Origin of the sequence: Acanthopleuribacter pedis, assembly GCF_017377855.1 — a bacterium.
Taxonomy (GTDB): Bacteria; Acidobacteriota; Holophagae; order Acanthopleuribacterales; family Acanthopleuribacteraceae; genus Acanthopleuribacter; species Acanthopleuribacter pedis.
The window spans coordinates 77,710-100,854 of record NZ_JAFREP010000011.1; the positions used below are offsets into that span (position 1 = coordinate 77,710).

The following is a 23,145-nucleotide window of genomic DNA, read 5'->3' on the forward strand; positions in this document are numbered from 1 at the left end:
TGGTTTGGCCGGCGCCGTCGCTTCGATGTGTTTTGCACCGGCGCGACGGCCCCTTTTCTAGCTTTCTTCTTCGAGCAGGGCGGCGAGTTCCGCCTCGTCCATGCCTTCCAGCTCTGACAGCATCGCCTCCAGTTCGTCGCCGCCCGCTTCGCCCGCGGCCCGTTGCAGGATCACCATCGCTTGACCCGCGATGGTCGGCGTGTTGAACAGCTCGTGCAGCGGCATCTCCACCTGGAACTGGTCGCGGATGCGGGAAATGAGCTGAGTCGCCAGCAGCGAGTGTCCACCCAAATCCGCGAAGTGATCGTGGATACCGATTCGGTCGTAGCCGAGGAGCTCCTGCCAAATCGCCGCCAAACCTTCTTCGATGGCGTCGCGTGGGGCCGCGTAATCCGTGGCCAACGCCGGGCGCGCATGACCCTCGACCTTGGTTTCCTGTTTCACCGCTTTGCCCGCGGCCGCTTCCTGCAAAATCCAATCGCTGACCCGTTCGTCCAGGTCCGCGGTGGAGACCACCAGGCGTGGCGGGGTTTCCGCTTGCAGGATCAGGTCGAGCGCGGCCATGCCTTGCTCGGCGTCGATCACCGCTTTCTCGCCGGCGGGGGCGTCGGTGGACCAAGCGTCCCAATCAATGCTGAGCCACAGCGTTGGGTCGTTGCTTTGGTTCTGCGCGAAGGTGTCCATGGTGCTGTTGCCCGCCGCATAACCCAGGTAACCCAGGCCGCCGAGGATCGTGGAAATCGAGGACATCAGCAGGCAGAAGCGCGGCTGAAACGCCTGCACCAAATCGTTGATCACGTGCAGGCCGTCGACCTTGGCGCGGAAGTGGGCGTCGTTGCCTTCCGCCGTGGTTTCCGCCACCAGGGTGAACGCGCGTTTGTCCAGCAAACCCGCGCCGTGGAACACGCCGTCGATGCGGCCGAACCGTTCCCGCGCCGCCTCGAAGGCCGCCGTCATTTGGCCGGCGTCGGCGACGTCGGCCGACAAGGGCAACACCGCGGCACCCGCCGCTTCCATCGCCTGAACCGCCTCGATGCGTTGCTTGATCGCCGCGGTTCCGTTTTCGTCGGCCAAGACCTCGGCCCAGGTTTCCCGCGCCGGCAAGGCGGTGCGGCCCAACAGCACCAAGTTGGCCGCGGTGGTTTTGGCGAGGTGCAACGCCGTCACCAAACCGATGCCGCCAAACCCGCCGGTGATCACGTAGGTATCACCCTTTTCCAACAGCGAGGCCTTGTTTTCTTCAGGTAACTCGGTGCGGGTGAAGGTCTGCAACCAACGCGTGCGTTTGCGGTAGGCCACGGTTGGGTAACGTTTTTCGCTGCTTTGTTCGCGGATGATGTTGGCCACGTGATCGGCAACCGCGTCCGCCGCGCCCAGGTCAATCGCCGCCGCGCTGATGTTGCTGTGCTCCTGGGAAATGACCCGCGCCGCCACCAGCAAAGGCGCCTTTTTGGGATCGGCGGGTTCATCCCCGCTCACATCCACCAGCTTGCGCCCGTACACACCCAGCCGCACCACCCCTGGCAAGCTCTGCTTGGTCAGTGCTTGCACCAGGTAGATCAGGCTGCTGAGTCCTCGTTGGTTGGTGGCCGCGAAATCGGCCTGGTCCTCATGGTTCCAAAGATGCACGATATGGTTGGGTAAGTGGTTGTTTTCAGCAAGGTTCGCGACCAGGTGCTGCAAGTGCTCGGCATTGCCGGGGACCACCTGGATTTGGGCCGCGTCGTCCCCGTTGTAACCTTCGCCCGCGCGAACCACCACCGCCGTCTGGCCCGCCTCGCGCAACTGTGCCGACAGCGCGCTTTCGAGCTCGTCGCCGTTGCCGAAAATCAACCAATTCGTTCCCGCGGACAACGCCGTCGCCGCGCGACGGCGACGTTCATGGCGCTGCCAAGTCGGTTCGTAGAACCAGTTTTCGAGCGGTTGGCGCCCGCCGCGTTTGATGCCGGTCGCCTTGGTTTTGTGTTCCTTGGATTGAGGCGGTTTGGCGTCGATCCAATAACGCTGACGGTCGAAGGCATAGGTCGGCAAGTGCAGGCGACGGCGCGGTCCCTCGTGCAAAGCCTCCCAGTTGACGTCGACACCGTGACACCAGAGCGTGCCCAAGGCGTTGAGCAGGAACAAGGTGTCGTCGCCGGTCTGGTTGGGCTTGCGGCAGCTCGCCACCGCCACCGTGCCGCGACCCAAGGTGCGTTTGGTTAAGGTGCTCAATGAACCGCCGGGACCCAGTTCCAAAAAGAGGTGTTCGCCCATGGTCGCCAAGCAGCGCAGGCCCTCGGCGAAACGCACCGTGCCGCGCAGGTGGTCCACCCAATAATCGGGGTCACAGGCTTGTTCCGCCGTGAGCACGTCGCCGCTCACGTTGCTGATGACGGTTTGTTGCGGTGCCGACAAAGTCACCTTGGCGACGGTCGCGCGGAAGGCTTCCAGGATTGGGTCCATCATCGCCGAGTGGAAGGCGTGCGAGGTGTGCAGCGCGCGGGCCGCGTGGCCTGCCGCCTTCAGGTTGGCTTCCAGCTTTTCAATCGCGGTGAAATCACCGGAGGCCACGCATAGCTTGGGTGCGTTTTCGGCCGCAATCGCGCAACCCTCGGGCAGCAGCGGTTGCAACTCGGCAGCGTCCAGCGGCACCGCGATCATGTGCCCCGCCGGTTGGCTTTGCATCAGGCGGGCCCGTTCTGTCACCAGCATCAAGGCGTCTTCCAGGCTGAACACGCCGGCCAAACAGGCGGCCACGTATTCGCCGATGCTGTGGCCGATCATGGCGGCGGGGGTTACGCCGCAGTGTTCCCATTGTTTGGCCAAAGCGTAACCCACGCAGAACAAGGCGGGTTGGGTGTAGGCGGTTTGGTTGATACGGTCCGCCGCTTCGCCTTCCGATTCGGCCGGAAACAGAAGGGTGCGGATGTCTTCGCCCAGGTGGGGCGTCAACAGTTCGGCGCAGCGGTCCAGCTCCTCGCGGAACACGGCTTGGTTTTGATACAGATCCGCGGTCATGCCCGCGTGTTGCGCGCCCTGACCGGGGAACAGAAAAGCGACCTGGCCGCCGTATTCGGCACTGTTGGTTTGTTTTTGCGTCAGCAGCTGTTCCGCGGCGGGGGCGGCCCCGTCCGTTACCACAAAGCGGCGCAGGTCGAAGGCCGTGCGCCCTTGTTGCAGCGTCCACGCCACATCCGCCTCGGCCGCCTCCGGGTTGGCCTGAAGCCAGGCGGCCAGGCGTTTGCTGTTTTCTGTTAAAGCCGTTTCCGTTTTGGCCGAAACCGGGAAGATTTGCGGGCCCGCCGCCGCGGTGGCGGACGTGGATTCCGGTGCCTGCTCCAACACCATGTGGGCGTTGGTCCCGCCGATGCCGAAGCTGCTAACGCCCGCGCGGCGCGGGTGCAAGGCTTCGGGCCAAGCGCGGTTCTCCGTGTTCACGAAAAAGGGGCTGTCGGCAAAGTTGATTTGCGGGTTGGCTTCCTTGAAGTGAAGGGTGGCCGGCATCAGGTTGTGGTGAACCGTCAGCGCCGCTTTCATCAAACCCGTCACCCCGGCCGCGTTGTCCAGGTGGCCGATGTTGGTTTTCACCGAACCCAGGGCACAGTAACCGGTGCGGTCGCTGCTCAGGCGGAAGGCTTCGGTCAGCGCCTCAACCTCAATCGGATCGCCCAACTGGGTGCCGGTACCGTGGGCTTCCACGTAACCAATGCTGTCGGCGCTTACATCCGCGTAGCCGTGGGCCTCCGCGATGACCTCGCTCTGACCCGGCACGCTGGGTGCGGTGTAGCCGATTTTGCCGGCGCCGTCGTTGTTAATCGCCGATCCTTTGATGACCGCGTAAATCGAATCGCCGTCCGCGAGGGCGTCGTCCAGGCGTTTCAACACCACGATCCCCATGCCCGTACCGAAGATCGTCCCCTTGGCGTCGGCGTCGAAGGCGCGACAGCGACCGTCCGGGGAGCTAATCCCGCCTTCCTCGAACCAGTAGCCCGACTTCTCCGGCACGCGCAGTTTACAACCGCCGGTGAGCACCATGTCGGCCTCGTAGTTGAGCAACGATTTGCAGGCCATGTGGGCCGCGACCAGGGTGGTGGAACAGGCCGTGTCGACGTTGACACTGGGACCGGTCAGGTTGAGCTTGTAGGAGATCAGCGTGGAGGCAAACCCTTTTTCGTTGGCGATCATGGTGCGGTGCCCACCCAGGGGCAACATCACGTCGGGGCGGTTGATCAGGTTCTCCAAAAAGTACTGGGGCAGCCCGACCCCGGCAAAGACGCCGATACGGCCGTCGAAGCGTTCGGGATCGTAAGCGGCGTCCTGCAGCGCTTGGTAGGCGGTTTCCAACAACAGCCGTTGTTGTGGATCGGTGATTTCCGCCTCGCGTGGGTTAAAGCCGAAGAAGGAGGCGTCGAACAGGTCGATGTCGTCCAAGCAGCCGCCCGCTTTCACGTAGTTCGGGTTGGCCACGATTTGTGGATCCATGCCCAGGCCGATCAGTTCCTCGTCGGTGAAGAAGGTCGTACCTTCGACCCCGTCGACCAGGTTGTCCCAGAACTGGGTGACATTGTCGGCGCCGGGAAACCGCCCGGCCATGCCTACAATGGCGATGCCGGGAAGTTCTTCGTGTTCAAGTTCGTGCGTCATGTTTCCTCCACATGGGTTGCATGGTTCCCCGGAAAGTCCTGGGTTGGTTGTGTTGTGTCTTGTTCTAGTTGGTCGAGCAGTTGGATCAGCGCGGCCGTGTCGCCGGCGGTCTGTTGGGTTAGCAGCCAGGCGCTGAAGCGGGCGACCGTGGCGTGCGCCAAAACCGTCTCAACCGGGATTGGGCGTGCAAAGCGTTCGGCCAAACGGCGCGCCAGCAAACGCGCTAGGTCCGGGTGGCCGCCCAGTTCTCCGAAATCGTCGTGCAGGCCGATCGGTTCCACCGCCAGCACGTCTTGCCAGACTTCGGTGACGTCCATTTCGAGGTGGGTCACCGGTTCGGCGTAGTCGCCGCTCAGGGGCGGCGCTTCGTCGTCGTTCGGCAAGGCGTCAACGGCGACGAGGTTGTTCCATTGAATCGCCAACGGCAGCGACTGGTTCCATTTGCGTTTGACCGCGTCCAGGTCCAGGTTGGGATCGGGATGGACCAGGTAGGCGACCAGTTGCGGTTCGCCGCGGCCGTTGACCGTGGTTTGCAGTTGGGCCGATTCGGCGCGACAGTACACGGCGAGATCGCGTGCCAACCGGTCTGGATCCAACCCGTAACCGCGTACGGCGAGGGGCGCTACCCTCGCCGGGGCGAGGGGGATCACGCCCGCCGCGTAAGGCAAGGGCCGTTGCGACAAGGGGCGTTGCGGGGATTGCACCAGATCGTCGAGCAGCTTCAGGTAGTGTTGCCACCAGCGCGTCATGGTCGCCGCCGTCCACAGATCGGTGCGGTACTCTAGCGAGGCCGTCACCCCGTCCGGCTGTTCGTTGACCGAAAGGGTGAGGTCGAAACGGGCCGCGTCGCGGGGCACGTCCATGCTTTCCCAGCTTAGGCCGGGTAAGGCGAGCGTGCCGTCCGGCGTGTTTTGCAACACGAACATCACCTGGAAGAGCGGCGTGGTGTCGAGGCGGCGTTCCGGCTGATAACGGTCGACCAAGGCCTCAAAGGGCACGTCCTGGTTGGCGAATCCGTCGAGGGTGGTGTTTTTGACCCGAGCCAACCAGGCCGGGAAAGATTCCGCCATGTCGACCTTGCCGCGCAACACCAGGGTGTTCACAAACATGCCGATCATGGTTTCCAGCTCGGCGCGGTTACGGCCCGCGCTGGGCGTGCCCACGCACAGATCCACCGCGCCGCTGAGTTGGTGCAACCACCACTTGAAGGCGCCGAGCAGCACCATAAACAAGGTGGCGTCGTGGTTGCGGGCCAAGCTGCGCAGGGCCTGGACCAGAGGAGCGGGCAGGCTGAAACGCAGGATGTGACCCGCGTCGGTGAACGCCTTGGGTCGCGAGAAATCGCCGGGGAGGCGGAGGGGTTCGCCCAGGTCCGCCAGTTGTTGGTGCCAATAGTCGCGCTGCCGGTCAAGGTGGGCCGTGCCCGCCTCGCTCCGTTGCCACCAGGCGAAATCGGCATAGTGCAGCTTGGCCGGCGCGGGATGAACGGGGTTGGGTTCGAGGCAACGGCGGTAGCCGTCGCTGAGTTCGCGGATCAGCAGGCTGCTCGACCAACCGTCGCAGGCGATGTGGTGCAGGGTGACCACCAGCACGTGGTCGTCCGCGCTGTTGCGGATCAGCAGCGCGCGCAGCTGTTGCTCCCCAGCGAGGTCGAAGGCGTGTGTTGTTTCCCGTTCGACCAGGGCCTGACAGCGTTGTTCCCTCGTTTCGCGATCCTCGGCGCTTAAATCTTCCAGCGGCAGCGCAAAGGGTTGAACCGGGTCGATGATTTGTTGGGTGGCCTGTTCGTCGCCGACGAAACGCGTGCGCAGGATCGGATGGCGCGCGATCAGCGTTGCCAGCGCGTCGCGGAGCGCGGCCTGGTTGAGCTTCCCGCGCAGGCGCAAGGCTGCCGGGATGTTGTAGGCGCTGCTCCCGGGATGACAGGCTTGCAGGAACCACAGCCGTTGTTGCGCGAAGGAAAGCGGGAGCGGTACTTCGGTCGGCGCCGGGTTCAGCGGTGGGAGCAGGGTTTGCCCGGATTGCTGAAGCTCGGCTACCAGCTCGGCGAGGCGGGCGACGGTTGGTGCCTCGAACATGTGCCGCACCGACAGCGCCACCGCGAAGTGCTCGCGCGCCTGGGCGATGACCCGCGTTGCCGTCAGCGAATGCCCGCCGCAGTCGAAGAAGTTGCGGTGAATGTGGCCGTCGAAGCGCGGCAGCAGTTCGCGCCAAATGGCGCACAGGGTTTCCTCGCGCGGGTTGCGCGCCTGCTCGATGTCACCGCCCGCGAGGGACGGCGCGGGCAAGGCGCGGCGATCCGTTTTGCCATTGGCCGTTGTGGGCAGTTGGTCCAGGCGGACGAAATGGGTCGGCACCATGTAGTGGGGCAGCCGTTGTACCAAGGTGTCGCGCAAGGATGCTTCGCCCGTGTCGGCCGCGCCGGGCGCGGGGACGAACCAGGCGGTGAGCGCTTCGCCCTGTTCGTGACGCCACACATCCACCACCGCGGCGGCGGCGCCTGCATGGGTGAGCAGGGTTTGTTCGATTTCGCCCAGCTCCATGCGGTACCCGCGCAGTTTGATTTGGTGATCGTTGCGGCCCGCGAAAACCAGCTTGCCGTCCGCGCGGCGCAGGGCGCGGTCGCCGGTGCGGTACATGCGCTCTCCCCGGCTGCTGAACGGGCTGGGCAGGTAAGCGGCGGCCGTGAGATCGCCGCGGCCGAGGTAACCGCGCGCCAGACAGAGGCCGGCCAGGTACAGGTCGCCGATGGTTCCGTCCGGGACCGGGTTCAGATCGGCGTCGAGCACGTGGGCCGCGCTGCCGGGAATGTTTTGGCCGATGGGGATCGGGGTTTCGCCAGAGTCGGCGGCGACCCGGTGGGCGCACACCGCGATGCTCGCCTCGGTTGGGCCGTAACTCTGTTCTAGGCGGGCCTGGGGATAGGCCGCGTAAAAGCGGTCACGCATGGCGGGGGTGACCGCCTCGCCGCCCGCGACGACCAAATCCAGGCTGGGCAGCGGCCCGCGATCCTCCTGCAGGAAGGCGCTCAGCATCGAGGGCACGAAGTGCAGGACGTTGACCTGGTGACGGCGGATGCAGTCGGCCAGCACGGCGGGATCGCGGTGCCCGTCGTGGGGCGCGAGCGCGAGGCCGGCGCCGTGACACAGCGGCCAAAACAGTTCCCACAACGCGACATCGAAACTCAGCGGGGTTTTTTGCAGGACCACCGCGTCGGCGTCCAGACCGTAGTGGTGCTGCATCCAGTGGATGCGGTTGGCCAGTCCCGCGAAGCTGTTGCCGACCAATTTGGGCGTGCCGCTGCTGCCGGAGGTGGCGATCACATAAGCCAGGTTGTCGCCCTGGATCGCGCGGGACCACGTCGGTGCCTCGCTGGGTTCGAGGTGGTCGAGGTCAAGCAGTGGGACGTCGAGCGCCTTGCAGCGGTCGCGGGTCGGCGCATGGGTCAGACAGAGGTTGGCGCCTGCTTGAGCCGCCACTTCGGCCAGGCGTTGTGGTGGGTGATCGGGATCCAGCGGCAAAAACGCCGCGCCGCATTGGTGGACGGCCAGCACCGCGATCACCATGCGCGGCGAACGTTCCAGGCACAAGGCGACGCATTGCTCGGGACCGATGCCGTGGCCGGCGCGCAGGTGCGCCGCGAGTTGACCGGCGGCGCGGTGCAGGTCGCCGTAGCACAGCGTTTCGTCCTGCCAAAGGAGCACGGTGCGGTTGGGAAAAGCGCGTGCTTGGGCGGCGAAAACCGCGAAGAGATCGTGGTCGCCTGGCATGGCTGGGCGTGCCGGCACCTCGTTAACGGGCAGCCGGCGCAGCGCCGCGAGCGGCTGCTCGTCGCCGGCGGCCAACTGTTGCAACAGTTCGCCAAAGCGCAAGCCGAGCCAAGCCACGTCGTCCGCGTGGTTTTGGTTGCGGTCGAAAGCCAGTTGCAGTTTGAAGCCCTGTGTCGTTTCTGTTGCGACGCACTGCAAACTATAGGGTTGTGCATCGCCTTGAACCGCGAGCAGGGACACGCGGATCGGGCCGCTGTCGTGGTCGCGGTTCGGTTCATAACGAAACACAACCGCCTCACTTCCTTGGTCGGCGGCATCGTAGCCGTAGCTTTCCGAGCATAACGCCGCGTGTTTCGTCACCAAGCCAACCTGACCGACCCAGTTGTTGAAGCTTTGGTGCGCGAGCGGTTCGAGATCAAGCGGCAACAGCTGTTCCAACGGGCCAAGCGCGTCCCGTAATTCGTCGAACTTGCGCCCGTCAAAGGTCCACAGCATCCGTTGCCGCGTGTTGCCGCCGTGGCGCCACAACAGCACCGACCAGGCCGCCAAAAGGGTTTGTTCCGGGTTGCTTTGGTTTTCCAGCCAACCTTGCACGGCCGCGTCGAGGGTTAGCTCGCATCGGGCCGGCTCGAAGCCTTGCGACGCCGCCAACCCACGCCGCCAGGGCAACCGCGCCGTCTCGGCCGGCTGCTCGCGAAGCCCGCGCCAATGGTGTTGGGCCGCCGCGTTTTCGGGCGAGACCAACATCTCGGCCAGCCAGTCGGCCAAGTCGACGTACTGGAGCGGGGCCGCCTCCGGCAAGTTCTCGCCGAGATGGTCACGCAGGTAAAGCGCGATATTGGCGACCGTGGCGCGGTCGGCCACCAAAAACGGCAGCCGCATCAGCACAACAAACCCGCCCTCGACCAGGTCAACCAGGGTAAAGGTGACCTTTATTTCGCCGTCGTCGGACGAGGTGCGCCAAGTGTCAAAGCACGCGCCGAGGTCGTGCTCGGAACACGCGAGGTTTCCTACCGAAACCAGCGTATCTGCATCGTCGATCACCTGGAGCGGCAGCGCCATGCCGGGAACTTTTTCGAAGCGGGTACGCAAGATTTCGTGTTCGGCGACAAGGTCTTCCAGGGCCGCGCACAAAGCGTCGCGGTCCACATCGCCGACGAACCGCAACGCGACCTGCAGGTCGCGGCAGGCCGGGTGCGCACCGGCGGCTCGGTGTCGGTCCCGTTGCCGGGGCGAGAGTTCGTATCCTTGGATTTGGTCGGTGTTCATGGTGAGGGGTTTTCCTGTTCGCATTGTTCGGCGCTGATCGCCTCGGCCATGCCGACCACAATTTTGCGGTCACCTTGAAAAGGGTTGCGGCCGTGGGCGCAACGCATGTTGTCGAGCACCAGCACATCGCCCGGCTGCCACGGGAAGGCGCGGGTGTGGGCGTCGAGGGTGGCGCGGATCGCGGTCAGCGCCTCGGCTTCGATGGCGGAACCGTCGCCGTAAAACACGTTGCGCGGGAATTCGCGTGGGGTCATTTCCGCCAACAGGTCGCGCTGGACCTGTTCCGGCAAAGCCGAGTGGTGGAACAAGTGGGCTTGGTTGAACCACAGCGGTTCGCCGGTTTGCGGGTGGCGTTGCACCGCGGCGAGGATCTGGCGGGTTTGCAGACGGGAAGCGTCGAGCCAGGTGAAATCAATGCCGTTGGCGCGGCAGTAGGCGGCCACCGCGTCGCGGTCTTTTGTTTGGAAAGCGTCTTGCCACGAAACCGCCAGGGCGCTGAAGTTGCGCACGTACAGCAGCTTCTTCGCCGCGAAGCGTTCGCGCACCACCGGATCGAGTTGGTGGTAGACCGCGCGCATGTCGGCAATCGGGGTTTCGCCGCCTTGTTCCGCCGCGGTGATGCAGTGGAAAAAGACCTTCATCGGCCAGCGGTTGGTGTAGGCGTTTTCGCCGTGAAGCGGGATCATTTGATCGGCGGGATAGTCGGTCGAGGTGTAGATGCGGCCGTGCAGTTGGCTGCGCGGGGTGGAGCCGAAGGCGTAGTCGGCCGGGCCGGACGGGCACCAGTGTTGAATCAGTTGTTCCAGGTCGGCCTCGCCCGCGATGTTGAAGCCGCGCAGCAGCAAGGCGCCGTGCTGTTGCAGCTTGGCGTGCAGGCTGTCGCGCTGTGCTTCAATCCAACCGCGGCCGTCGAAGGGTTGGTGGTTGGGGGTCAGGATCAAGCCGAAGCCGTCCTGGGGAAACAGGGGTTGTTCGCCGACGAGCTGGTCACCGCTGACCCGCACCGCGCGGCGGCGACCGCGAGGCGCGGCGTTTTGGCGTTCGCCGCCGCGGGGTGTGCGGCGTCCGCGTAGGTTGCGCAGCGAGGCCGCTTTGTGGTCCTCGGCGCGGGCCTGCTTGGCTTGTCGTTGTTCTTGCAACGGTTGCCACAGCGCCGCCACCTGGGTCGTGGGTTCCGCCAAGGCGTGGGTGATCAAGGCCGCGATTTCCGTCAGCCAGGCTTCGACCGTTGCGGGACGGAACCAGGCCGCGCGGTAGACCAGGCTGAGTTCGAGGCGGTCGCCTTCGTCGGCGGCGTGTAGGGCCAGCGGGAAACGGGCGTGGACCGTGTCGACCTCGCGCGGGGTCGCGGTGAGGCCGGGTAAGTCGAGCGCGCCGACCGATGCGTGGTGCATGTTGAATTGGACCTGGGTCAAGGGGTTGCGCCCGGTGACACGGGGATGGCCCGAGAGTTCCACCAACATCGGAAAAGGTAGGTTTTGGTTTTGGGCGGCCAGGAAGCCGTCGCGTTCGTTGCGGACCAGGTCGACCACGTTTTGGTCCGCTTGGACCATCGCACGCAACACCATTTGGTCCACAAAAAAGCCGATCGTGTTTTCAAAGGCGGGGTGGTGGCGGCCCGCGTCGGGGGCGCCGATTGCGAAATCGGAAACGCCGCAATGGTTGGCCAGCCACACCCGGAACAAGCCCAACAGGGCCGTGAATGGGGTGACCTGGTGCGCGCGGCACAAGGCGTGGAGCGCCGCGCCGGTTTCGGCGGGTAGGATGTGGCGGCAGGCCGCGCCGCGGGTGTCGGCCGGGTCGACGGTCTCGAAATCGGCGCGGAGTGGAAGTTCGGCCGCCAAGCCGGTGAGTTTGCGTTGCCAGAACAGGCGGCGTTGGGTGAGCTCGGCACCGCTGAGCAGCCGTTGTTGCCAGGCCGCGAAGTCGGCATAGTGCAGCGCGGTGGACGGGGCGAGTGCGTCGCCCGCGCGGACGGCGCGGTAGGCCGCCGCCCAATCACGCGCCAAAATGCCGACCGACCAGCCGTCGAAAACAATGTGGTGGCAGGTAAGCACCAGCACGTGGTGGTCGGGACCGCGGCGCAACAGGCGAGTGCGCAGCAACGGCGCCCGTTCGAGATCAAAGACCTGGTTCTTTTCGGCTTGCAAGGCGCGGGTAACAGCCGCTTCGTCCGGCGCGTCCGAGACGGCCAGGTGCAGCATCGGCTCGGCTTCAACCACCTGGCGGCCGCTGCCGCCGCGACTTTCGAAGCGGGTGCGCAGGGCTTCGTGGTTGCGGAGCACCAGACGTAAGGCGGCTTCGACGTCCTCTGGACGCAAGGCGCCTTTGAGGTCGAGCGCCAAACAGATGTTGTAAGCCGCTTGCGGGCCTTCCAGTTGGTCGAGGAACCACAGGCGTTGCTGCCCGAAGGAAAGCGGTAAGGGCGCGTCGCGGTCGACAACGCTGGGTTCCGGCAGGCGGGCCGCGTCGGCCGGGGTCTCGCACAACGCCGCGAGCAAACGCGGGGTCGGCCGTTCGAACAGGTCGCGAATCTTCAGCGCGGCACCGCTTTCCTCGCGCAGCCGCGCGATCAAACGCGCCGCGAGCAGGGAGTGCCCGCCGCATTCGAAGAAGTTGTCGTTGGGGCCGACCTGCTCGCGTTCCAATAGGTTTTGGAACAGCGCACACAAACGGGTCTCCCAAACGCTTTGCGGCGCTTCATGATCGTTTTCGCCTGCCGCGGGCAAGGCGCGGCGGTCCAGTTTCCCACTGGTGGTCAGTGGTAAAGCCTCAAGGACGGTGAGCCGCGCGGGCACCATGTAATCCGGCAGGGTGGTGCGCAAATGGTCGCGCAGCGCCTCGGGGGAAACGCGGGTTGTTGCGACAAAGGCTTCGAGCGATTGGGTGCCGGCATGGGCGCGGACCACCACGGCGGCGGCGTCGACGTCGGGATGTTGCCCCAGCGCCTGTTCGATCTCGGCCGGCTCAATGCGGTAGCCGCGGATTTTCACCTGGCGGTCGATCCGTTCGAGGAAGTGCAGCAGGCCGTCGCGGTCACGCACGACGCGGTCGCCGCCGCGGTAACGGCGGCCCGCCTCGCCTGCCACGAAACGGGCGGCGGTTTGTTCGGCGTCGTTCCAGTAACCCAGGCCGACAGCGGCGCCGCCCAGCCACAATTCACCCGGCACCTCGCTGGGCAGGGGGACGCCGCGACGGTCGCAAACCTGGGCGGTCACCCCGGTGATGGCGCGACCAATCGCGGGCAGCGCGGGCCACGTCAGCGCGTCGCCTTCCAAGTCGAGGCTGGTCACCACGTGGGTTTCACTGGGTCCGTAGTGGTTGCTCAGGGTCAAGCCCGGCAAGTGCGCGTGAACGGCGCGACGAACCTTGTCGGGCAGGCGCAGTGCTTCGCCGGCGGTGATGATCTGTTTCAGCGCGGGCAAGTGTTGCCCGCGTTCGGCCAAGGCCGCGGTCAAGTGGTGGAAGGCGATCACCGGCAGGAAGCAACGGGTGACCCGGTGCGCGGCCAGCAAATCGATGAATGCGTGGCTGTCGGCGCGGGTCGCCGCGTCGACGACCACCAGGGTTCCGCCACCGGCCCAGGTGCTCAACATTTCCTGGAAGGAGACGTCGAAGTTGAACGCCGCGAAGAAGGCCGTTATCGAACCCGGCAGATCCCGCGCCGCGTGCCAGGCGATCAGGTTGTTCAACGCACCGTGGTTCATCAGCACGCCCTTGGGTTGACCGGTCGAACCGGAGGTGTAAATCAGGTAGGCCGCATCCTCGGCAGCGGGTTCAAGCGCGGTCAAGCGCTCGGCCGGTGCCTCAGGTGCTTCGTCCATCAGGATTTGGTGCGGCGACAGATCACCGGTGCGCGCCAAGACGGCCTGTTCGGTGAGCACGGCAAGCGGTTGCGCCTGTTCCAACAAAGCCTGGCGACGTTGTGGCGGCAGATGGGTATCGAGCGGCACGTAAGCGGCCCCGCTTTTGAGCACCGCCAACACCGCCACCATCATGCGCGGGCCGCGCTCCAGCGCGACGGCGACCCGTTGGCCGGGTCGCGCACCCCGTTGCAGCAGCACTTGCGCCCAGCTTTCGGCCGCGCGGTTTAAGCCGGCGTAGTCCAGCCGTTGCGCCCCCGCGATGACCGCCGTCTGCTCGCCCTTCGCCGCCACCTGGCTTTCGAACCAACGTTGGACCGGCTGGAAGTCGGCTTCAGGCGTTTGCGCCGTTTCCAATTCGGCGGGGTCGAACCAGGTGACCTCGCCGAGGTCGTCGGCTTGGGTAAGTGCTTGCAAAATCATTTGAAAGCGCGCCGCAACCCGTTCCATGAAAGGCGCGTCAAAAGCCTCGCGACGGTAGCTGAACTGGACACGCAGTTCCGCGTCCGGCTGCACGATCAGGGTCAGCGGATAGTGGGTGCGGTCGACATTGGTTTGGGTTTCAAAACGCAAGCCGTTGGGCAAAACCGTGTCCTGACCGGGGTAGTTTTCAAAGACCAGCAGGCTGTCGAACAGGGCCGCGTCGCCGGGTAATTCACTTTGCGCGTGGATGCGGGTCAAGGCGAGCTGTTCAAAGCGGCGGTCCGCGGCGCTGTGTTGCTGGACCTCGTTTAGCCATGCCGCCACCGACCCCGATTGGGGCGCGCTCAGGCGCAACGGCAAGCTGTTGATGAACAGGCCGAGCATGTCGTTGACACCTTCGACCTCGGGGGGACGACCGGCGGCGGTGATGCCGAACAGCACCGCGTCGCGGTCACACCAGCGGCCGAGCAGCAAGGCCCAGGCGGCTTGGAACAAGGTGTTGAGCGTGACCCCGGTTGCGGCGGCGAAGGTTTGCAGTTGTTGGGTTTCACCGCTGGTGAAGCGCAGTTCCCGCTCGCCGTAGGCCGCACCCTGGTGGCCGCCGCGGCGACGCGGCAGCGACGTGGTTTCGGTAAAGCCGGCCAAACGCTTGCGCCAGTAAGCCTCGGCCTCGGCCGTGTCCCTGCCCTGCAACCACGCAATGTAATCGCGGTAAGGTTTGACGGCGGCCCGTTGCGGGGCGCGACCCTGGCACAGCGCGGTGTAGCTTTCCAGGACCTCGTCGATCAGCAACGCGGAACACCAGCCGTCCATCAGCACGTGGTGGCGCGTCCACACCAAACTCCGTTCGTCCTCGCCGTGGCGGAACAGCGCGAGGCGCATCAGTGGGGCTTGCTGCCAATCGAAACCGCGCGCGCGATCTTCTTGCAGGTAGTCGGCGACCACTTGGTTTTGGGCCGCGGCGTTTAAGTCGCGCAGGTCGGCGCGGTGCAGCGGGCAAGGTGCGTCGCGGAACACAACCTGCAGGGGCGCGGCGTCTTGCGGCCACACAAAACCGGTGCGCAGCACCGCGTGGCGTTGGATCGCCGCTTGCCAGGCCTGCTCAAAAACAGCCTCGTCCAAGGGGCCGTGCAGGCGGCAACTGAACTGGTTGAGGTAGGCGTCGTTGTCGGGATCGCTGACGGCGTGGAACAACAAACCGGCTTGCATCGGCGTGGTCGGGTAGAGATCGGCGACGCGACGCCACAAAGGCGCGGGCAACAAGCGGTCCAACGCGGTTTGGTCCAAATCAACCAAGGGGAAATCGCAGGGTTGACGGCCACCCAGATCCTCGCGTTGGGTGAGCGCGATCAGGTGCAGCAAGGCGTCGTGGGTGCTGTCCGCGAGGCGGCCCAGCGTTGCCGCGTCCCGTTGCAAGCGGTTGGCCGAGAAGTTGAGGTGAAGCACGTCGCCGTGGATGTCCGCGATCAGGTTGAGCTGGTGGCGGCGCGGGTTGTTTGGATCTTGATCGGCCGCCTCAAATCCGGTAACGGGTTCGGCAAGGTCGCCGTGGGCCGTGCCCGCGTCGACTTGGCCGAGGTAGTTGAAACTGACGCGGGGGGCGGGACCCTTCAAGGAACCGTCGCCAAAGGTTTTCAGCACGCCGAAGGTCGCCGGCGCGGGTAGCCCGCGCAAGGTTTCCTTAACCTGGTACACCCGTTGCACCGGGTCAGGGGTCGCGCTGGGGAAGGCGACGGGGTAACGCGCGGTAAACCACCCGAGGCAATCACTCACATCCACGTCCAAGCCGAAAACCTCGCGGCCGTGGCCTTCCATGTCCAGGTGGACCTGCTCGCCCGGCAGCCATTCCCGCAAGGCGGTGACCATGGCCGCGACCAACAGCTCTTGGATGTTGGTGTTGTACGCGGCGCCGCTTTGGTGCAGCAACTGCTGGGTTTGCGCGGCGGTCAGGCGGCGTTGTACCCGCGCGCTGTCGCCGATCCGGTTGCTTGTCGGCGGATTCGGGAAGGAGGGCGCTTCGGTGGGAAGCTGAGCGCGCCAGCGTGCCGCCGTGTCGCGCGCTTTTTCCGTGCCGACCCAGCGACGGGCGGCGGCGACCCAGCGTGCTTGCGGCGAAGCCGTCAGCGGGGGCAGCGGGGCGGTCGGGTTTTGCAGGGCCGCGACCAAATCATGCAGGAGCAAACGCCAGGAAACGCCGTCGATGACCAGGTGGTGGCAAACCAAGAGCAGGTGGTCGCCCGCGGCACCGCGTCGGAGGGCGACCCGCCAAAGCGGGCCTTGTTTGATGTTGAGGCTGCTTTGAACGGCGCGATCCCAATCTTTTAAGCTGATGTCGTCGCTGTGCTCGGAGAAAACACCGACGATCTCGTCGACGGGTAACGCGCGCGGTTTGAACGCGGCGCCCTCAAACCGCGTGCGCAAGGCCTCGTGGCGATGCAACAGCACCTGGATCGCGTATGCGAGCGTGGCGGTTTCGAGCGGTTTCACCAGGCGTAGCAGCAGCGATTGGTTGTGGTGATGGACGTTGGCCGGCTTGCCGTCGAAGAACCACTGTTGGATCGGCGTGAGTGCCGCCGGCGCTGATGCGACGGGTGTCGCCGCGGCTTGGCTGTTCTTGCGTTTGGCGACGGCGGCCAGCGAGGCGATGGTCGGGTTGGCGAACAGGTCGCGCGGTTTGAACAGCACCCCTTCAGCGCGGGCCTTGGCGGTGACTTGCAGGTTGAGGATCGAGTCGCCGCCCAGCTCGAAGAAGTTGGCGTGAATGTCGAGCGCGTCCTTGCGGAACAGCGCGCACCAAATCGCGTGCAGGATGGTTTCCAGCGGGGTTTGCGGCGCGGTGATCGCGGTTTTTTCGGTGTTTCGCGCGCGCGGGTCGGGGAGTTGGCCGCGGTCGACCTTGCCGTTGAGGTTGAGCGGCAGCGTCGCCAGTTGCATCAGATCGGCGGGGACCAGGTAGTCGGGTAAGGCCGCTTTCATCTTTTCCAGGAGGCGGTCGGCGTCGGTCTGTTGCGCCGGTACCCAGTAACCGGCGAGGCGGTTACCCCGTTCATCGGACCAAACCTTCACCGCCGCGTCGAGGACCTCGTCCTGGGCACGCAGCCAGGCCGCGCATTCGCCGGGTTCGACGCGGTAGCCGCGGATTTTGACCTGGTCGTCGACGCGACCGAGGAACACCAGCGCGCCGTCCTCACGACGGACCACGCGGTCGCCGCTGCGGTAGAGGCGCGCGCCGGCGTTGAAGGGATGGGCGACAAAAACGGCCCGGGTTTGGGCTTCATTGCGCCAATAACCGTCTGCCAAGCAGCGCCCGCCCAGGTAGAGTTCGCCGGGCACCCCGATTGGCAGGGGACGACCCGCGCTGTCCAGTACCCAGGCCTCGCAACCGCGCAGCGGCAGGCCGACCGGGACCACCCTATCCTCGCTGCCGCCGCGATGGGTGAGCACGCCGACGGTGGCTTCGCTGGGTCCGTAATGGTTGACGATGCGCAGGTTGGGTGCCAAGGCGCGCAGCTTTTCAATGAGGGGCGCGGTCAGGGCTTCGCCGCCGGAAATCAAGGTGTGCCGCGGGAGCAGGCGTTGTGGCTGTTCCGCCGCGAGCAGGGCCTCCAGGTGGGAAGGCACGATTTTGAGGGCGTCCGTGGGGTGTTCGGCCAGGGTTGCCGCGAACAGGTTTGCATCGAAGGCCGCCTCAACCGGGAGCAGCCGCAAACAACGACCGGTCAGCAAGGCGCCGTAGAGGGCGGTGTGGCCCAGGTCGGCGGCGACCGTGGCCGGCGTGGTCAGCTCGGCGTCCGCGGGCAGGGCGAGGGCTTCATTGACGGCGAGGCTGTAGTTGGCGATGGCCGCGTGGCTGACGGCCACGCCCTTGGGTTTGCCGGTCGAACCCGAGGTGTAAATGATGTACGCCGTGTCGGTTGGGCTGGGGATGATGGGGTGTTCGCCGCCGTCCCCGGCGTCGTCCTCGACGTCGTCCTCGACGTCGGCCGGCAAGGCGTCAAAGGTCAGCCACGTCAGCGCTTCGGGCATCCAATCGGGATGGGGACCACTGCCGATCACCAGCTTGGGTTCGGCGTCTTCCAGCATTAAACGACAGCGCGCGGCGGGTAGGCGGGGATCGAGTGGCACCACGGCCGCGCCGCAATCCATCACCGCGAGGAGGTTGATCACCATGTCGGCGGTGCGGTCCTGGTACAGGCCGACGCGGTCACCGGGCGACAGGCCGTCGCGACGGAGTTGGCGGGCGCGGTGGCGGACCAGGCGCGCGGCGGCGGCGTAGGTCCAGGTGCGCGTGCCTTCGACCAGCGCGCGGGCCGTGCCGCGGCGGGCCGCGTTGCCGTGGAACAAGGCGGGTACGGTGGCGGCCGGGCCGGGTTCGGGGCCGCGGCTCCAGCCTTGGATTTGGGTCCAGGCTGAATCGTCGAGGACGTGCAGGTCGGCCACCCGTGCGCGTGGGTTGGCGACAAAACGGCGGCACAGTGTTTGGAAGCTCGCCAACAGCGCGTCGATGTCGGCGGCGGTGAAACGCGAAGCTTGGTAATAGGCCTCGATGCCCAGGCTTTCGTCGGGTTCGAACATCAAGCTCAGCGGCAGGTTGTTGTGGCCCAGGTGGCGTTCTTCCAAGCGGAGTCCCAGTTGGTCGCTGAGACCTTGGGTTTCATCCTGGGCAGGCAGGTTTTTGAAGGAAACGATGCTTTCGAACAAGGGCGATTCGGCGGGTTGTTCCGCGCGTTGTATGATGGTGCTGAGGCGGGTGTGGACGAAGGTGTCCATCGCCAGGTTGTGTTGCTGGATCGCGGTCAGCCAGTCGCGCACGCTGAGCTCGTCGGGGATCTGCAGCCTCAGCGGAACGGTGTTGATGAACACGCCGAGGATGCGGTCGATGTCGTCGACGGGCAGGTTACGGCCGGCGTGGGTGATGCCGAAGACCACGTCGTCGCGGTCGTTGCGGCGCGCGAGGGTCAGCGCCCAGGCGGCTTGGACCAGGGTGTTAAGGGTGACCTTGGCGCTTTGGGCCAAGACGTTGAGGCGGTGGGTGGTGTCGCGGTCCAGGGCAACCCGCAGCACGGCGTCGGCGGCGTCTTTGCGTGGTTGTCCCGGCAGCAGCGCGCCGCCCGGGTAATCCGCCAGTTGTTCGCGCCAGAAGGTGGTTTCCGCCGTCGCCTCCCGCGCGCCGAGCCATTGCAGGTAGCAGGCGTAACGCGGGGCGTCGGCCGCGGTGGGTGTCTGCCCCGCTTTGAAAAGGGCGTAGATTTCCAACAGCTCTTGCAACAGTTGCGGGAGGCTCCAGCCGTCGAGAATCAGGTGGTGGTGGCTCCATACCAAACGGGTGTGGTTATCGCTTGAAGCGAAGGCGGCAAGGCGCCACAGCGGCGCTTGCTGGAAGGCGAAGCCGCGGCTTAGGTCGGCGGCGCAATAGGCCTTGAGGTGTTGCTCCGTTGCGTCGGGGCCCGTGTGGCTTTGGAACGGGTTGGCCACTTTGGCGAACACCACTTGGTGGGGGACGTCCAGGTTCTCCCACACGAAACCGGTGCGCAGGATGTCGTGGCGCTGGACCAGGTAATCACAGGCGCGGGCCATGGCCGCGTGGTCGAGGGCGACGGCGACATCCAGCACCACCTGGTTGAAGTAGGGACGCGCGCTTTCGTCGAGCAGGCAGTCCAGCAACATGCCGTGTTGGATGGGGGCGACCGGGTAAACGTCGACCACGTTCGGGTTGGCGCGCAGGGCGGCCAAGCGCTCCGCGGGCAGCTTGGCCAGACTGAACGGCGCCGGGCCGGCGGGTTTTTGCGCGGCCGGTTCGTTTTGGGCGCCCAAGGCTTGCGCGAGCAGGGCCGGGTTTGGGTTTTGGAACAGCAGTCGCGGGTTGAGCGGCAGGCCGAGACGCCGCGCGGCGGCGGTCATTTGCAGCGCTTTGATGGAATCGCCGCCCGCCGCGTAGAAATCGGCGTGGCGGTCCAAGCGATCGTTGCCCAGCAGCTCCCGCCACAGTTCCAGCAACTGTTTTTCCACCTGGCGGGTCGGTGTTTCCAACACGGCGCCGAGCTCGGCGATGGTCGGGTGCTGAAACACTTGGCGCGGGGCGACCTTCACGCCGCGGCGGCGCAGGGCGGCCACGGCTTGCAGGACCAGGATCGAATCGGCGCCCGCGCTGTAGAGGTTGGTGTCCATGCCCAGCTTGGGTTGCTGCAAAAGGTCACGCCACACCTCGGCCAGCAGGGCTTCGACGGCGTCGCGTGGTTCGGCCACACCGGTCGCGTCGTTTTCGACCTGATCCGGCTCGGGCAACGCACGTGTATCCAGCTTGCCGTTGACGGTGAGGGGCAACTGATTGAGGTGGATGAAAGCGGCGGGAATCATGTAGTCGGGCAGGTGTCGGGCCAGTTGGACGGCGGCCGTTTCTTTCGCTGCAACGTTGCCAATCAGGTAGGCGAGCAAGCGACCCTCGCGGGCGATGACAACGGCGTCGTCGACACCGTCCAGGGTTTTCAGACGGGCCGCGATTTCGGCGGGTTCAACCCGGAACCCGCGAATCTTAACCTGTTGGTCGATGCGACCCAAGAACTGGATTCCCCCTTCCGCTAACACCACGCCGCGGTCGCCGCTGTGGTACAGCCTGGCCCCGGCGATGCGGCTGAAGGGATTGGGCCGGAAACGTTCGGCGGTCAGGCGCGGGTTGCCGTGGTAGCCGTTGGCGAGCCCGTGGCCGGCAAGCATGATTTCACCGGGGAAACCGGGGGGTTGCAGCAGGCCGCGACGGTCAAGCACGGTGACCTCGCTGTTGGCCAGCGGTTCGCCGAGGATCGGCGCGGTGCGCCCGTCGAGGTCGGCGGTGAGCACGCCGACGGTGGCCTCGGTGGGACCGTAGTGGTTGAGCACGCGCAAGCCCGGCACCAAAGCCAAGGCACGCTGAACCAAGCTTTGCTCGCAGGCTTCGCCGCCCAGGATCAGCGTTTTGCGCGGGAGGACCCGTTGCGGTTGGTCCACGCTGAGCAGGCCGCGCAGGTGGGACGGGGTGATTTTGAGATGGTCAACCGGGTTCGCGGCCAGACTCGCGGCGAGGGCGTCGCCGTCGAAGCTGAAGGCGTGGGGCAGAAGGCGCAAGGTGCGGCCGTGGGCGAGGGCGACCATGATCGCGGTGTACCCCAGGTCGGCGGCGACCGTGGCCAGGGCGGCCAGGGATTCGCCCGGCGCACTCGCCAAACGGATTTGCAGCGCGTCCACGTAGCTGAGCAGCGCGCCGTGGCTGACGGCCACCCCCTTGGGCGTGCCGCTGGTGCCGGAGGTGTAAATCAGGTAAGCGGGTTGGGTGCGGCCCAGGGAAACCGGGGCCGGCGCGGGTGCCGTTTCGCCGGGTTGGTCCAGGTCGAGGGTGCGGCAGCCGGCGGGCGGTGTAAATGTGGCGTCGCCGCGGCCGAGCACCCAGCCGGCCGCGCTGTCGGCGAGGATAAAACGCAGGCGTTCGGCGGGATAGTCGGCGTCGAGCGGAACGAAGGACGCGCCGGCTTTGTGGATCGCCAAGACGGCGACGATCCATTGGGGTTCTCGTTCCAATACCAAGGCAACGTGACCGCCCGGCCGTACCCCGGCGGCAAACAGCCGGCCCGCGAGTTGTTCGGCGGCGGTGTCGAGTTCGCGATAGCTCAGCCGTTGGTCCTCGTAAACCAGGGCCGTCGCGGCCGGATTTTCGGCGGCGATGCGGCGGAACCGCGCCGCAAAATCTTCGTCGGCGGCCGCGGCCCGGCCCTGGTGGGCGAGGTGTTGTTGCCGTTCATCGGCACGCAACAGGCTGAGCCGGCCCAGTTGGCTGTCCGGGTGTTCACAGAGCTGGAGCAGGGTTTCTTTGAGGCGCGCCAACAGCAGCTTGGCCTGGGCATGGTCCACAAATCGTAGGTCGTAGGCCAGACCGAGGCGCAATTCACCGTCCGGCACGGCGATCAGGGTCAGCGGGTAATGGTTGCGGCCGTGGGTGATGACCGCGCCGTCCTCGTGGCCGAGGCAGGCGTAGCGGGGTTCAAAACGCAGGCGGCGGTTGGCGCGCAGTTCCTCGTCGACCGGATAGTTTTCGAACACGACCAGGGTGTCAAACAGCGCGTTGCGTTGGGTTTCGGGCAGATCGCTCCAGCGTTGAATGTCGACCAGCGGGGTGTCGCTGTAGTCCTGGATTTGGTGCTGTTGGTTTTGCAGGTCGCGCAACCAGGCCGTCACCTTTTGCGTGGCGGGCAGGCGCACCCGGCTGGGCAAGGTGTTGATGAACATGCCGACCATTTCGTCGCTGCCGTCCAGTTCGGGTGGACGGCCCGCCACGGTGGTGCCGTAAACCACGTCGTCCTGACCGTTGAAGCGGCTTAGCAGCAGCGCCCAGGCGCCGTTGACCAAGGTCGCGGTGGTGAGGCCGTGGCGACGACACCATGCTTCGAGCCGTGCCGAAAGCGCCGGGCCGAGGGATTCGAGCCGTTCGCGGTAGGGCGGGGTTTTGCCGGTATAGCCGAACGGTTCGCCGGGAATGCCGAACGGTTCGCCGGGAATGCCGAACGGTTCGCCGGGAATGCCGAACGAGGTCGGCGCGCTGAAGCCGGCTAGCTGCTTGCGCCAAAAGGCTTCTTTTTGGACGGGGTTACGGGTTTTGAGCCACGCGATGTATTGCTCGAAGGGGCGGGGTTGGTTCAGGGGCGGCGTTGAAGCGTCGGCGAGCAACATCTGCACGATTTCACCCAGGACCAAGGCCATGCTCCAGCCGTCGAGGATCAGGTGGTGGCTGCTGAGGATGAACCAGAAGGTTGCGGCGCCCCGTTGGATCAGGTGCAGGCGCAGCAGTGGCGGCTGGTTGAGGTTAAACCCTTGGGCACGGTCCTCGGCCAGTAAGGCGGCGAGCGCGTCTTCCTGTTGCGCCGATGAGCGATCCCGCCAGTCGTGGTGCTGGAGGGGGAGGTCGACTTCCTTGGCGGCGATTTGGATGGGTTGCCGTACCTGCTGCCAGAAAAAGGCGGAGCGCAGGATGGGATGACGGGCCAAACAGGTGCGCCACGCTTGCGCAAACAACGCCGGCTCAAGCGCGCCTTCCACCGCAAAGGTGTGCTGGGCGTGGTACGGGCTGTCGGCCTCGCTTTCAATCGCGTGGAACAGCAGCCCGGTTTGGAGCGGCGACAGATTATAGATCGAGTGAATGTTGGTTTTGGAAAGCGTGGTGGTTGTCATCG

3 protein-coding genes are annotated in these 23,145 nt (G+C 65.7%); all 3 read right to left on the reverse strand.

The genetic code is table 11. The annotated features are described in order from the left end of the window. Positions 1–57 precede the first annotated feature (57 nt). Genes J3U88_RS13175 through J3U88_RS13185 form a run of 3 tightly spaced genes read right to left on the reverse strand, consistent with a single transcriptional unit; the run spans position 58 to position 23,143 of the window. Complete coding sequence (locus J3U88_RS13175; protein ID WP_207859236.1) at positions 58–4,623, reverse strand: type I polyketide synthase; 4,566 nt, start codon at positions 4,621–4,623, stop codon at positions 58–60. Then, positions 4,620–9,662: a non-ribosomal peptide synthetase gene (locus J3U88_RS13180; RefSeq protein ID WP_207859237.1), complete on the reverse strand. Its 5,043-nt coding sequence runs from the start codon at positions 9,660–9,662 to the stop codon at positions 4,620–4,622. The genes J3U88_RS13175 and J3U88_RS13180 overlap by 4 nt, the downstream gene beginning before the upstream one ends. Then, positions 9,659–23,143 carry a non-ribosomal peptide synthetase gene (locus J3U88_RS13185; protein ID WP_207859238.1) on the reverse strand — a complete coding sequence of 4,495 codons (13,485 nt, stop codon included), beginning with the start codon at positions 23,141–23,143 and terminating at the stop codon, positions 9,659–9,661. Before J3U88_RS13185 ends, J3U88_RS13180 begins: the two co-directional genes overlap by 4 nt. Positions 23,144–23,145: the final 2 nt, after the last annotated feature.

Excerpts from the sequence above, each read along its gene's own strand:
- J3U88_RS13185 (WP_207859238.1), bottom strand. The coding sequence starts at position 23,143 with ATGACAACCACCACGCTTTCCAAAACCAACATTCACTCGATCTATAAT.
- J3U88_RS13180 (WP_207859237.1), bottom strand. The coding sequence starts at position 9,662 with ATGAACACCGACCAAATCCAAGGATACGAACTCTCGCCCCGGCAACGG.
- J3U88_RS13175 (WP_207859236.1), bottom strand. The coding sequence starts at position 4,623 with ATGACGCACGAACTTGAACACGAAGAACTTCCCGGCATCGCCATTGTA.